13 protein-coding genes are annotated in these 12,505 nt (G+C 66.0%); 12 read left to right on the top strand and 1 reads right to left on the bottom strand.

Annotated features, from left to right (window positions below; translation table 11 throughout):
* Positions 1-15: 15 nt before the first annotated feature.
* The 8 genes from hrcA to era all read left to right on the top strand — a co-directional run bounded on the left by hrcA (position 16) and on the right by era (position 7,869).
* Positions 16-1,059: a heat-inducible transcriptional repressor HrcA gene (hrcA, locus tag MTX34_RS12855; protein ID WP_243594020.1), complete on the top strand. Its 1,044-nt coding sequence runs from the start codon at positions 16-18 to the stop codon at positions 1,057-1,059.
* 97 nt (positions 1,060-1,156) lie between these two features.
* Positions 1,157-2,314 carry a molecular chaperone DnaJ gene (gene dnaJ, locus MTX34_RS12850; RefSeq protein ID WP_243594019.1) on the top strand — a complete coding sequence of 386 codons (1,158 nt, stop codon included), beginning with the start codon at positions 1,157-1,159 and terminating at the stop codon, positions 2,312-2,314.
* A 3-nt stretch (positions 2,315-2,317) separates the two neighbouring features.
* On the top strand, positions 2,318-3,091 hold the full coding sequence (locus tag MTX34_RS12845; protein ID WP_243594018.1) for a 16S rRNA (uracil(1498)-N(3))-methyltransferase: 774 nt from the start codon (positions 2,318-2,320) through the stop codon (positions 3,089-3,091).
* Positions 3,088-3,843: a S9 family peptidase gene (locus MTX34_RS12840; RefSeq protein ID WP_243594017.1), complete on the top strand. Its 756-nt coding sequence runs from the start codon at positions 3,088-3,090 to the stop codon at positions 3,841-3,843. The genes MTX34_RS12845 and MTX34_RS12840 overlap by 4 nt, the downstream gene beginning before the upstream one ends.
* A gap of 93 nt (positions 3,844-3,936) precedes the next feature.
* Positions 3,937-4,980 (top strand): PhoH family protein, encoded by a 1,044-nt coding sequence (locus MTX34_RS12835; RefSeq protein WP_243609679.1) that lies wholly within the window; start codon positions 3,937-3,939, stop codon positions 4,978-4,980.
* Positions 4,981-5,033: 53 nt separating this feature from the next.
* A complete protein-coding gene (gene ybeY / locus MTX34_RS12830; RefSeq protein ID WP_243594016.1) occupies positions 5,034-5,576 on the top strand; it encodes an rRNA maturation RNase YbeY in 543 nt (180 codons plus the stop codon).
* A 40-nt stretch (positions 5,577-5,616) separates the two neighbouring features.
* Positions 5,617-6,939 (top strand): hemolysin family protein, encoded by a 1,323-nt coding sequence (locus MTX34_RS12825; RefSeq protein ID WP_243594015.1) that lies wholly within the window; start codon positions 5,617-5,619, stop codon positions 6,937-6,939.
* A 15-nt stretch (positions 6,940-6,954) separates the two neighbouring features.
* Positions 6,955-7,869 carry a GTPase Era gene (era, locus tag MTX34_RS12820; RefSeq protein WP_243594014.1) on the top strand — a complete coding sequence of 305 codons (915 nt, stop codon included), beginning with the start codon at positions 6,955-6,957 and terminating at the stop codon, positions 7,867-7,869.
* Between the two features lie 76 nt (positions 7,870-7,945).
* Here era and MTX34_RS12815 read toward each other — a convergent pair whose 3' ends face one another.
* Positions 7,946-9,367: an amidase gene (locus MTX34_RS12815; RefSeq protein WP_243594013.1), complete on the bottom strand. Its 1,422-nt coding sequence runs from the start codon at positions 9,365-9,367 to the stop codon at positions 7,946-7,948.
* A gap of 72 nt (positions 9,368-9,439) precedes the next feature.
* Between MTX34_RS12815 and recO the strand changes: the two genes are divergently transcribed.
* Genes recO through MTX34_RS12795 form a run of 4 tightly spaced genes read left to right on the top strand, consistent with a single transcriptional unit; the run spans position 9,440 to position 12,502 of the window.
* Positions 9,440-10,273 carry a DNA repair protein RecO gene (gene recO / locus MTX34_RS12810; RefSeq protein WP_243594012.1) on the top strand — a complete coding sequence of 278 codons (834 nt, stop codon included), beginning with the start codon at positions 9,440-9,442 and terminating at the stop codon, positions 10,271-10,273.
* Positions 10,230-11,048: an isoprenyl transferase gene (locus MTX34_RS12805; RefSeq protein WP_243594011.1), complete on the top strand. Its 819-nt coding sequence runs from the start codon at positions 10,230-10,232 to the stop codon at positions 11,046-11,048. Before recO ends, MTX34_RS12805 begins: the two co-directional genes overlap by 44 nt.
* On the top strand, positions 11,041-11,460 hold the full coding sequence (locus MTX34_RS12800; protein WP_374230241.1) for a hypothetical protein: 420 nt from the start codon (positions 11,041-11,043) through the stop codon (positions 11,458-11,460). Before MTX34_RS12805 ends, MTX34_RS12800 begins: the two co-directional genes overlap by 8 nt.
* A 49-nt stretch (positions 11,461-11,509) precedes the next feature.
* On the top strand, positions 11,510-12,502 hold the full coding sequence (locus MTX34_RS12795; protein WP_243594010.1) for an iron-siderophore ABC transporter substrate-binding protein: 993 nt from the start codon (positions 11,510-11,512) through the stop codon (positions 12,500-12,502).
* Positions 12,503-12,505: the final 3 nt, after the last annotated feature.

Raw genomic sequence — 12,505 nt, 5'->3', positions numbered from 1 at the left:
CGGAGGTGGGCACCGATGTCGAGCACCGACGACAGGCGGTTCGAGGTTCTACGAGCGATCGTGGCGGACTACGTGTCCACCCAGGAACCGGTCGGTTCACGTGCCCTGGTCGAGCGTCACAGCCTCGGAGTGTCCAGTGCGACAGTGCGCAACGACATGGCCGTACTCGAGGCCGAGGGGTACATCGCCCAGCCGCACACCAGTTCCGGCCGGGTGCCGACCGACAAGGGCTACCGGCAGTTCGTCGATCGGATTGCCGACGTCAAGCCGCTCTCCGCGGCCGAGCGTCGCGCCATCCTGGAGTTTCTCGAGAACGGCGTCGACCTGGACGACGTGTTGCGACGCGGCGTCCGGTTGCTGGCTCAGTTGACCCGTCAGGTCGCCGTGGTCCAGTACCCCACGCTGTCGGCGTCCTCGGTGCGCCACCTGGAAGTGGTAGCGCTCACCCCGGCTCGGCTGCTGCTGGTGCTGATCACCGACTCGGGTCGCGTCGATCAGCGCATCGTCGAACTCGGTGATGTGATCGACGACGAGAATCTGGCGCAGCTGCGGCGTCTGCTCGGCGGCGCGCTCGAGGGCAAGCGGCTGGCGGCAGCATCGGCCGCAGTGGCCGAACTCGCCGAGAACGCGCCACCCGCGCTACGAGACGCCATGATTCGCTCGGCAACGGTGCTGGTGGAATCGCTCGTCGAGCATCCCGAAGAACGTCTGGTTCTCGGCGGTACGGCGAACTTGACGCGCAACGCGGCGGACTTCGCCGGCGACGCGGGGTTTCCCGGATCGCTCAGGGCGGTACTCGAGGCGCTGGAAGAGCAAGTGGTGGTGCTCAAACTGCTCGCCGTGACGCAGGACACCCGCACCGTGACAGTGCGGATCGGCGAGGAAACGCAGGTCGAGGAAATGCGTGGGACGTCGGTGATTTCCACCGGATACGGGTCGGCTGGCATGGTCCTCGGAGGAATGGGTGTTCTCGGGCCGACCCGAATGGACTACCCAGGAACAATTGCGTCGGTCGCTGCGGTTGCCAGGTACATCGGCGAGGTCCTGGCCGAACGCTGAGACGAGCGAGAACCGAATCGATCGACGGCCGCGGGGCATGGGCGGCCGCACACAGCAGCAACGAACGAGATTCATCTTCTAGGACGAAAGAGACGACGTGGCACGGGATTATTACGGGAGTTTGGGCGTCGGCCAGCAGGCGACGGACCAGGAGATCAAGCGCGCCTACCGCAAACTGGCGCGAGAACTGCACCCGGACGTCAACCCGGACGAGGCCGCGCAGGCCCGGTTCAAGGAGATCTCCACCGCGTACGAGGTGCTGTCCGATCCGGAGAAGCGTCGCATCGTCGACCTGGGCGGCGACCCGCTGCAGCAGGGCGGCGGAGGCGGCGGCGGTGGATTCGGTGGAGCCGGATTCGGCGGCGGCCTGGGAGATGTGTTCGAGGCGTTCTTCGGCGGGGGCGCGGGCGGCTCCCAGCGCGGGCCGAAGGGCCGAGTACAGCCGGGAGCGGATTCACTGCTGCGGACCAAGCTCACCCTCGACGAGTGCGCCACCGGCGTGACCAAGCACATCACCGTCGACACCGCGATCCTGTGCGACCTGTGCACCGGCTCGGGTACCAACGGCGACTCCAAGCCGGTTCGCTGCGACACCTGCGGCGGTGCCGGAGAAGTGCAGTCGGTGCAGCGCTCGTTCCTCGGCCAGGTCATGACCAGCCGTCCTTGCCCCACCTGCCGCGGTGCAGGCGAGACCATCCCCGACCCCTGCCGCAAATGCGGTGGCGACGGTCGCGTCCGGTCGCGTCGCGACATCTCGGTCAAGGTGCCGGTCGGCGTGAGCAACGGCATGCGGATCCGACTGGCATCGCAGGGCGAAGTCGGTCCCGGCGGCGGACCCGCGGGAGACCTGTACGTGGAGATCGTCGAACAGCAGCACGAGGTGTTCGTGCGCGACGGTGACGATCTGCACTGCACCGTCCGCGTCCCGATGGTCGACGCCGCCCTCGGCACCTCGGTCAACATCGATGCGATCATCGACGGACCCACCGAGATCTCGATCGAACAAGGCACGCAACCGAATTCGACGACGGTACTGCGTGGTCACGGAATGCCCAAGCTGCGGTCGGGCATTCGTGGCGATCTGCACGCGCACCTCGAGGTCATCGTGCCGACCAAGCTCGACAGCAAGCAGACCCATCTGCTCGAACAGCTCAGGTCGATGCGCGACCGCGACTCGGCGGAGGTCGTCACCACCGGTTCCGCGCACAGCGGCGGCCTGTTCTCGCGGTTGCGGGAAGCATTCAGCGGTCGCTGATCGATGGCCCCCACGGTCTTCTATCTCTCGCCCCTGCCGAACGTCGGAGAGTTGGCGGTGCTCGACGGCAAGGAAGGGCACCATGCCGCGACCGTGCGACGCATCCGCGTCGGTGAGCGGGTGTTGCTCGGTGACGGAGCAGGTGGCTTGGCCGACGCGGTCGTCGTCGCCGCGGAGAAGAATCGACTGGAACTGACCGTGCACTCGCGCAGCGAGATGCCGCGTCCCACTCCGGCCGTGACCCTCGTGCAGGCATTGCCGAAGGCGGATCGGTCGGAGTTGGCGGTCGAGCTGGCCACCGAGGCGGGCGTCGATGCCGTCGTGCCCTGGCAGTCGGCTCGCTGCGTCGCACGGTGGGAGGGCCCGAAGGCAGCCAAGGGCGTCGCGAAGTGGCGCAGTACCGCGTCGGAGGCGGCCAAGCAATCGCGTCGGGCCTACATCCCCGAGGTCTCCGAGCTGCAGGATTCGCGAGAGATCTACGCCCTCGTGCGCGGCGTCGTGGAGCGCGGCGGAATCGTCGCCGTGCTGCACGAGGCGGCCACCACGTCGTTTCGGGACCTGCCGTTCGCCTCGGTGCCCGAGGTCGCGATCATCGTCGGACCCGAAGGCGGGCTCGACGACAGGGAGGTCACCGCTCTGACCGAGGCGGGTGCAACCCCGGTGGTTCTCGGTCCGACGGTGCTGCGGACCTCTACGGCGGGAGCCGTGGCCCTCGGCGCGCTGGGCGTCCTGACCTCGCGGTGGACGCAACTTCCGCCGGACTTCGAGAACGCATGAGCGCGCGAATCAAGATCGCCTACGGCGAGCACCCGGAGCAGTTCGGGCACCTCTACCTGCCGGCCGAGCCGATGGAGGACACGACGCCGGTGGTCGTGGTGGTGCACGGTGGGTTCTGGAGCGGTCAGTACGGATCCAATCTGGGCACCCAGTTCGCCCGGGCCGTCGCCGGAGCCGGCGCGGTGGCGTGGAACATCGAGTATCGACGCGTCGGCGCAGGCGGGCACTGGCCGGAAATGCAGTCCGATGTGACCGCGGCACTCGACGTGGTCGCCGGGGAACTGCAGCAGCACGCCCCGGTCGGTGTCGACGACGTGCGCGTCATCGGGCACTCCGCTGGAGGCCACCTGGCAGTGTGGCTCGGCGGTGAGACCGGCACGAAGGTCCGCCCGTCGCGCATCGTCTCGCAGGCCGGCGTTCTCGATCTCGAACCGCGCGGTGCGTCGGGACGCACCAACCCGGCGGTCGAGGCGCTGTTGCAGGCCCGGTACGAGGACGATCCCGACCTGTACCGATCGGCCTCGCCGGCCGCGCGTGTACCCATCGGCATCCGGACGATCGCCCTGCACGGATCCGAGGACATCCAGGTTCCGGCGGCGCAGAGCGAACGGTACGTCGCGCTGGCGCGCGCCGCCGGGGACGACGCGGAGCTGGCGATCGTTCCGGGCGAGGACCACTTCGCCTTCCTCGATCCCGATTCCCGGTGTTGGGCGCTCTCGCTCGATGCCGTGATCGGTGCCACCAGCAAGTAATGGGAATGCGCATCGTCCCTGCGGCGTTAAACTCGATCCGTAGCGAGTGCACGTCCGAGAAGCCGACACCAGAGAGCAGGCCATAGCCACCACGTGAGTGAACACAGCGAACTTCCCGCCGAGCGTGACGTTCGGTCCACTTTGGAACTCGCCCCCGAAGCAGTGATGCCACTGCTGGGACAGTCCGACGAGAACCTGCGGGCGCTCGAGCAGATGCTGACGGCAGATATCCACGTACGAGGAAACGCCGTGACGCTCACCGGAAAAGTGGCGGATGTGGCGCTGGCCGAACGGGTGATCTCCGAGTTGGCCGCGCTGGCCAAGCGCGCTCAGCCACTGACTCCCGATGCGGTGCGCCGATCGATAGCCATGCTCACCGAGGGCGTGGCCGATTCTCCGGCCGAGGTGCTGAGCCTGGACATCCTCTCGCGCCGCGGTAAGACGATTCGGCCGAAGACTCTGAATCAGAAGCGATACGTGGATGCGATCGACGCCAACACCATCGTGTTCGGTATCGGGCCCGCGGGTACCGGAAAGACGTACCTCGCGATGGCGAAGGCCGTCCAGGCATTGCAGACCAAACAGGTCAGTCGCATCATCCTGACGCGTCCGGCCGTGGAAGCGGGGGAGCGGCTCGGCTTCCTCCCCGGAACCCTGCACGAGAAGATCGACCCCTATCTGCGCCCACTGCACGATGCGCTGCACGACATGATGGACGACGAAGCGATCCCTAAGCTGATGCAGGCCGGGGTCATCGAGGTCGCGCCCCTTGCGTACATGCGTGGTCGCACACTCAACGACGCGTTCATCATCCTCGACGAAGCGCAGAACACCACCGCCGAGCAGATGAAGATGTTCCTGACTCGACTCGGATTCGGATCGAAGATCGTCGTCACGGGTGACGTGACCCAGGTCGACCTTCCGGGAGGTGCGCGATCCGGACTGCGTGCGGCGTCCGAGATCCTGACCGACGTCGACGACATCCACTTCGCGCAGCTCACCAGCAGCGACGTGGTGCGGCACCGCTTGGTCTCGGAGATCGTCGACGCGTACGAGCGGTTCGAGTCGACGTCGGAAGGCGTCATTCCCAACCGCGCGCAACGCCGCACCGGTGGACCGCGTTCGGCGAGAAGATGATTCAGGCAGACGGACCGACAGATGCAGGCAACGAGAGCGTGGGTAGTGGCTAGATGAGTATCGAAGTGTCCAACGAGTCGGGGATGGACATCTCCGAACCCGAGCTGGTCTCGGTCGCACGGTTCGCGATCGCCGGCATGGACGTGCATCCCGCCGCGGAGCTGTCGATGGTGCTGGTGGATTCCGCCACGATGGCCGATCTGCACATGCGGTGGATGGATCTGCCCGGCCCCACCGACGTGATGTCGTTCCCGATGGACGAGCTGGAGCCGGGCGGTCGTCCCGACGCCCCCGAGCCCGGACCGGCGATGCTCGGCGACATCGTGCTGTGCCCGTCGTTCGCCGCGGATCAGGCTGCTGCGGCAGGCCATTCGCTCGAGCACGAGCTGGCGTTGTTGACCGTGCACGGTGTACTGCACCTGCTGGGTTACGACCATGCCGAGCCGGACGAAGAGAAGGAGATGTTCGAGCTGCAGAACCGTCTGCTCGCCGAATGGTACGAGGATGCCAGGCGAGCGGAGCAGGCCGCCGAACAGGCCGCCCGCGATGCCCGGCTCCTCGGCAAGGCCGGTTTCGTCGACGGACACGATCGATGATCTGCGTCGTCGAACAGCTGGAAGTACGGGGTCGTAGCGCGTGAGCAGTGCTGTTGCGCTCATCGTCTTCGCCGTCCTTCTCGTCCCTCTCGGAGGCCTGTTCGCTGCGGTCGACTCTGCACTGAACACGGTCTCGCGGGCGCGCATCGACGACATGGTCAAAGACGAGCGGCCCGGTGCCACCGGCCTCGTCGTCGTGGTCGGCGACCGCCCGCGCTACGTCAATCTGATGGTGCTGCTGCGCATCCTGTGCGAGATCGGCGGCACCGTGTTGCTCGCGGGTGGTCTGACACAGCTGATCGACTCCACCACGGCCTTGCTGATCAGCGCGGTGGCCATGGTGCTGGTCAGTTACGTCGTGATCGGTGTCGGTCCGCGAACCCTCGGGCGGCAGAACGCGTACTCGATCGCGTTGGCGGCCGCGTTGCCGCTACGCGCGCTCGGGTGGCTCCTCGGCCCGATCAGCAGACTGCTCATCCTCATCGGTAACGCGATCACCCCAGGTAAGGGATTTCGCAACGGCCCCTTCGCCTCCGAGATAGAACTCCGAGAACTGGTGGACATGGCTCGCGAACGCGGCGTCGTGGCCGACGACGAACGGCGGATGATCCAGTCGGTGTTCGAGCTCGGTGACACCTCCGCCCGTGAGGTCATGGTCCCGCGCCCCGAGATGGTGTGGATCGAGTCGGACAAGTCGGCGGGCCAGGCCACGTCGTTGGCCGTGCGCAGCGGACACTCCCGCATCCCGGTGATCGGGGAGAACGTGGACGATGTCGTCGGCGTCGTGTACCTCAAAGACCTTGTGCAGCAGACGTACTACTCCACCGACGGTGGCCGCGGAGTGCAGGTGTCCGAGTTGATGCGTCCGGCCGTCTTCGTTCCCGATTCCAAGGCGCTGGACAGTCTGCTCGCCGAGATGCAGCGCGATCGCAACCACATGGCTCTGCTCGTCGACGAGTACGGAGGCATTGCGGGCCTGGTGACCATCGAGGACGTCATCGAGGAAATCGTCGGCGAGATCGCGGACGAATACGACTCCGACGAGGTTGCCCCCATCGAGGAACTCGACGACGGGCGCTATCGATTGTCCTCCCGGGTGCCACTCGAGGACCTCGGCGAGATCTTCGACATCGAGATCGAATCCGAGGAAGTCGACACCGTCGGCGGACTCCTCGGCTACGAACTCGGCCGAGTACCGTTGCCCGGATCGCAGGTGATCACCCACGGACTGCTGCTGCGCGGCGAAGGCGGAGCCGACCCCAAGGGGCGCGTCCGCATCACCACGGTGCTGGTCGAAAAGATCGAACCCGACGAAGAATCCACCGAGGACGACGACTCGTCCGACGCCACTCGCCAACACTGAAATCTGGAGGTGCTCTTGTCCGAGCAGAACAACGGTGAGTTCCGATCCGGATTCGTCTGTTTCGTAGGCCGACCCAACACCGGCAAGTCCACACTGACCAATGCACTGGTGGGATCGAAGATCGCCATCACGTCCTCGCGTCCCCAGACGACGCGGCACACCATTCGCGGCATCGTGCACCGCGAGCACGCCCAGCTGATCCTGGTCGACACCCCGGGCCTGCACCGACCGAGAACGCTGCTGGGGCAACGCCTCAACGATCTGGTGCAGGACACCTACTCCGAGGTCGACGTCATCGGACTCTGCATCCCCGCGGACGAGAAGATCGGGCCCGGTGACCGGTGGATCCTCGAACAGGTGCGGCACATCGCGCCCAAGACCACGCTCGTCGGGATCGTGACCAAGATCGACAAGGTCAAGAAGGAACGCGTCGTACAGCAGCTGATGTCGCTGTCGAAGCTGCTCGGCGAGAATTCGCACGTCATCCCGGTGTCGGCCGAATCGGGCGAGCAGATCGAGAAGCTCGTCGACCTGCTGGCCTCCGAACTCCCACCGGGACCGGCGTTTTACCCCGACGGCGAATTGACGGACGAGCCCGAAGAGATCCTCATGGCCGAGCTCATCCGTGAAGCCGCGCTCGAAGGCGTCCGGGACGAGCTGCCCCACTCGTTGGCCGTCGTCATCGAGGAGGTCGTGCCCCGCGAGGGCCACGACAACATGCTCGACGTGCACGCAATCCTCTACGTCGAGCGATCGAGCCAGAAGGCGATCATCATCGGCAAGGGCGGTTCACGACTCAAAGAGGTCGGCACGGCGTCGCGACTGCAGATCGAGAAGTTGCTCGGCACCAGGATCTACCTGGACCTGCACGTCAAGATCGCGAAGGACTGGCAGACCGACCCCAAGCAGATGGGCAAGCTCGGCTTCTGACCGGAGCGGCTTCGCCGCACGTGCACGACTGGCCCCACCGGTCGTTCCGCAGGCTCCACTCCTGCCTCGTAGTGCGCTACGAAGTTTCGCTCACATCGGCCCACCAGGGATCGGGGCGCTTGCGGTGCCACTGCAAGACGTTCTCGAGTTGGGCGGCGACCGAGACCAGCAGTGGCTCCGAGGATTCGTGGCCCATCAACTGCAGGCCGATGGGGAGGCCGCCGGCGGTGAATCCTGCGGGCACGTTGACGCTCGGCCACCCCAGCACGTTCCACGGCCAGGTGTACGGGCAGTGCTCGGTGATGACCCGATCGGTGTCTGCGTTGGAGATGCCGTCGATGGCCTCGATCCGCGGCGGTGGGGTAGCCGTCGTGGGCGCGAGCACGATGTCGTACTCGTCGAAGAACCGGCCGATTCGACGCCCGATGCGCGGTTCGGCGGCGCGTGCTGCGCGCAGCGGCGCTCCGGCGAGAGCCCGGCCGCTCCTGGCGTTGGCTCGGGTCCTCGGGTCGGCGAGAGATGGATCGGGGAGTCGATCGAGCCAGGTCGCCACGCCCGCCAGTGAGCGGGGTAGGAAATTGAGCCCCAACAGCATTCCGTAGGCGGGGTCGTCCACGACCACTCGGTGTCCCAGCAATCGCAGCACCGCGGCCATCTCGTACGCCGCCGCCGCGATCTCCGGATCCAGCGGTGCCGGCGTCGGGATGAAGGGCTTACGAAGGCTGAGCGCGATGCGCAGGGAGCCAGGGTTGCGTCCGACAGCATCGGAGACGGTCAGCGGTATCGGACGATGCAGATCTCCGTCGTGACTACCCGAGACCACATCGAGGAGCAGTGCCGCGTCGGCCACCGTGCGCGCGAGCGGGCCGATGACGGTGATGCCGTTGAACGCCTCGGGCTCCGGCCACGACGATATGCGCCCGCGTTGCGGCTTGATCCCCACGAGATTCGTCCACGATGCCGGGATGCGCACCGAACCGGCACCGTCGGAACCCAATGCAGCAGAGACCAATTCGGCAGCCACTGCTGCAGAACTACCACCGGAGGAGCCGCCCGGCGTCCGCTCGCGGTGCCACGGATTGCGGGTGTGCCCGAAGGTGCCGCCGGTGAACGGCCACTGACCGAGTTCGGGACTGTTCGTCTTTCCCACGATGACGGCTCCGGCAGCACGCAATCTGCGCACCACCTCCGAGTCCGCGGTGGCCGGCGGAAAGTCACCCGCGCAGCCGAAGGCGGTCGGCTCTCCGGTGATGTCGACGTCGTCCTTGACGGCGATCGGAACGCCGAGCAGGGGAGCGGTGTGGCCGGTGGAACGCAGCCGATCCGCCTCGGCTGCCTCGGCGAGGGCGGCGCTGCGGCGCACGATGCGGAACGCGTTGAGCGCGGGCTGGCTCTTCTCGATCCGATCGAGCGACGCGGTTACCGCCTGCACCGACGTGATGCGGCCCGACGCGAGAGCGGCGGCCTGAGCAACGAGGGTCGACCGATGGAAATCCACGCCTGCACAGTATCGAGTACTCGTCAGCGCGGGAACGGTCACCGCCGCTGCGCGCGTGGGACACTGGAGTACGTGAGGCCATACCGTGACAACGCAGTCGTCCTGCGCCAGCACAAGCTGGGTGAGGCCGATCGCATCGTCACGTTGTTGACCAGGGAAAACGGAATCGTGCGGGCCGTCGCCAAAGGGGTTCGTCGCACCAAATCCAAGTTCGGTGCGCGGCTGGAGCCGTTTGCGCACATCGACGTTCTGCTCTATCCGGGTCGCAACCTCGACATCGTCACCCAGGTGCACACAGTCGACGCGTTCGGCGGAGACATCGTCGCCGATTACGGTCGCTACACCACCGGTTGCGCGGTTCTCGAAACTGCCGAACGGCTGGCAGGCGAGGAACATGCACCCGCGCAGCGGCTGCATCAGTTGACCGTCGGTGCCCTGCGCGCCCTCGCACAGCACATCCGGCCTCCCGAACTGGTGCTCGACGCGTACCTGCTGCGCGCGATGGGTTTCGCCGGATGGGCTCCCGCACTGACCGACTGCGCGCGGTGCGCAGCGGTAGGGCCGCACCGTGCGTTTCACGTCGCGGCCGGTGGGGCCGTGTGTGTGCATTGCCGGCCGCCGGGATCGGCGACGCCGTCGACCGGGGTTCTCGATCTGATGGTTGCGCTCGAGCGGGGAGAGTGGGACTACACCGTCACCACCTCCGATGCCGTCCGCAAGCAGGCCAGTGGACTGGTGGCGGCGCATCTGCAATGGCATCTGGAACGACAGCTGCGCACGCTTCCGCTCATCGAACGGTCGCACCCGCATCAGGTGCCGCTGGCACAACCTGACTCCGTGTTCGCCGACACCGTCGGGCAGGATGGGGACCGTGATTCGACGACGAGAGCCGCAACCCCGGCCTGACGAACAGTCGGCAGTGCGCCCTCCCGATCCGCATCCGTCGGGCGCTCGGCCGCCGATCCTGCAGCCCGAATTGATTCCTCGCCACGTCGCGCTGGTGATGGACGGCAACGGTCGGTGGGCCCAGGATCGAGGATTGCCGCGGACCGCTGGGCACGAGCAGGGTGAAGCGGTGCTCATGGACACCGTGTGCGGATGCATCGAGATCGGGGTTCAGTGGTTGTCGGCATACGCCTTCTCGACGGAGAACTGGAAGCGCAGTCCCGACGAGGTCAAGTTTCTGATGGGCTTCAATCGCGACGTCATCCGTCGTCGACGCGACGAGATGAACGAGATGGGCGTCCGGGTTCGCTGGGCCGGCCGTCGACCGAGGTTGTGGGGCAGTGTCATCAAAGAACTGGAAGTGGCCGAGGAGCTGACGAAGCACAACACCGTGATGACGCTGACGATGTGCGTCAACTACGGTGGCCGTGCCGAGATTGCCGATGCTACAAGGGAAATCGCTCGCCAGGTGGCCGCGGGCAAGCTGAACCCCGAGAAGATCACCGAGGCGACCGTCGCCAAGTACCTCGACGAATCGGACATGCCCGACGTGGATCTGTTTCTGCGTCCGTCGGGGGAGCAGCGAACGTCGAACTTCCTGCTCTGGCAATCCGCCTACGCGGAGTTCGTGTTCCAGAAGAAGCTCTTCCCGGACTTCGACCGTCGGGATCTGTGGGAGGCGTGTATCGAATTCGCTTCGCGAGACCGACGGTTCGGCGGAGTCAAGTATGAGTGAGAACGCGAACGAGATGCCGGCCGAAGGACTCTCGCTGCAGACTCGTGCCCAGCTTGCGCTCTCACAGTTCGCGACCGTGACTCTCGGCGACGAGGGGTCGCTCGGTTTCGACTACGCCGGTGCACTCTGCTCGCTGCGTGCGGTTCGACTCTCACCCGAACTCGAGGTGCTCTCGCTCACTGCAGTTCTGGCCTGGGACCGGCCGCTCAAGGCAGCTCTGCACAAGAAGGTTGCCGACCGCAATGCCGATTCGCAGTTCGGCGCGATCTCGGTCAACACCCACGACAAGCTCGCGGATGTGTTGCTGCGCTACACCTTTCCAGCGAACGGTCTGGACGACGAGGCGATGTTGACGATGCTCATTCTGGTGCTGGCCGGAGTCGAGAAAGCGCGCGAAGGCCTACTGCCCTGATCGGTCAGATAAGGTTTGCCTGTACTTACTTCGAGTAGAGGCGGATGCGATGACTGTGCAGTGGACCCGGATGCTGACGGCAACAGTGGCGGTGATCGTCCTCGGTGTGTCTCTGACGGCCTGTTCGACAGAGAGCCCGGAGGACTCGGCGGCACCATCGTCCGACGGTGCATTCCCGGTCGTCATCGATCACATCTACGGCAGCACGACCATCGCGGAGAAGCCGACCCGAATCGTCACACTCGGGGTGTCCGACGCCGATGCCGTCATCGCGCTCGGCACCGTTCCCGTCGGCAACACCGGGTACACGTTCTACGAGACCGGACTGGGTCCGTGGACCGACGAGTTGGTCGGTGACGCGCCGTTGACGCTGCTGGGCTCGGAGTCCGAGCCGAACTTCGAGCTGATCGCCTCTCTGGCACCGGATCTCATCACCGGACTCAATGCGGGTTTCGACGAGGCGACGTACGCACAACTCAGTGACATCGCGCCGACGGTGGCCCGACCTGCAGGATCGGCCGCTTATGCCGTCGATCGTGAGGTGGCCACCGACACCATTGCTCGTGCCATGGGTGAACGCGACCGCGGCGAGGAGTTGAACACGCAGACCACCGCGGCGCTCGAGCAGGTTCGAAACGAACATCCCGAGTTCGCGGGTAAGACAGCAGCAGTGGTGCTTCCGTACGACGGCCAGTTCGGCGCTTATCTGCCCGGTGATGCGCGGGGGACGTTCGTCACCTCGCTGGGCTTCGAGGTCCCGGAATCGATCCGCGCCCAGGACGACGGCACCAACTTCTTCGTTCCGGTCTCGGCCGAGAACATTTCCATGCTCGACGCGGATCTGGTGCTCTATCTCGGTACCGGTGAGGACATCGACGTGGTGGCGGAGAACCCGATCTTCGGAACGCTCGATGCCGCACGGGGCGACGCGATCGTTCCGTTGTCCACCGATCAGCGTGGCGCGATCACGTACAACTCGGTGCTGTCGATTCCGTTCGCCATCGACGCGGTGGTACCTCGCGTGGCAGAGGCCGTCGCCTGAGCG

It is taken from the genome of Rhodococcus sp. ARC_M5, assembly GCF_022810405.1.
Taxonomy (GTDB): domain Bacteria; phylum Actinomycetota; class Actinomycetes; order Mycobacteriales; family Mycobacteriaceae; genus Rhodococcoides; species Rhodococcoides navarretei.
The sequence above is the reverse complement of the archived record's forward strand: the minus strand, read 5'-3'. Positions and strand labels throughout refer to the sequence as shown.

Excerpts from the sequence above, each read along its gene's own strand:
- ybeY (WP_243594016.1), top strand. The coding sequence starts at position 5,034 with ATGAGTATCGAAGTGTCCAACGAGTCGGGGATGGACATCTCCGAACCC.
- MTX34_RS12840 (WP_243594017.1), top strand. The coding sequence starts at position 3,088 with ATGAGCGCGCGAATCAAGATCGCCTACGGCGAGCACCCGGAGCAGTTC.
- MTX34_RS12795 (WP_243594010.1), top strand. The coding sequence starts at position 11,510 with ATGACTGTGCAGTGGACCCGGATGCTGACGGCAACAGTGGCGGTGATC.
- MTX34_RS12800 (WP_374230241.1), top strand. The coding sequence starts at position 11,041 with ATGAGTGAGAACGCGAACGAGATGCCGGCCGAAGGACTCTCGCTGCAG.
- MTX34_RS12845 (WP_243594018.1), top strand. The coding sequence starts at position 2,318 with ATGGCCCCCACGGTCTTCTATCTCTCGCCCCTGCCGAACGTCGGAGAG.
- MTX34_RS12805 (WP_243594011.1), top strand. The coding sequence starts at position 10,230 with ATGGGGACCGTGATTCGACGACGAGAGCCGCAACCCCGGCCTGACGAA.
- hrcA (WP_243594020.1), top strand. The coding sequence starts at position 16 with ATGTCGAGCACCGACGACAGGCGGTTCGAGGTTCTACGAGCGATCGTG.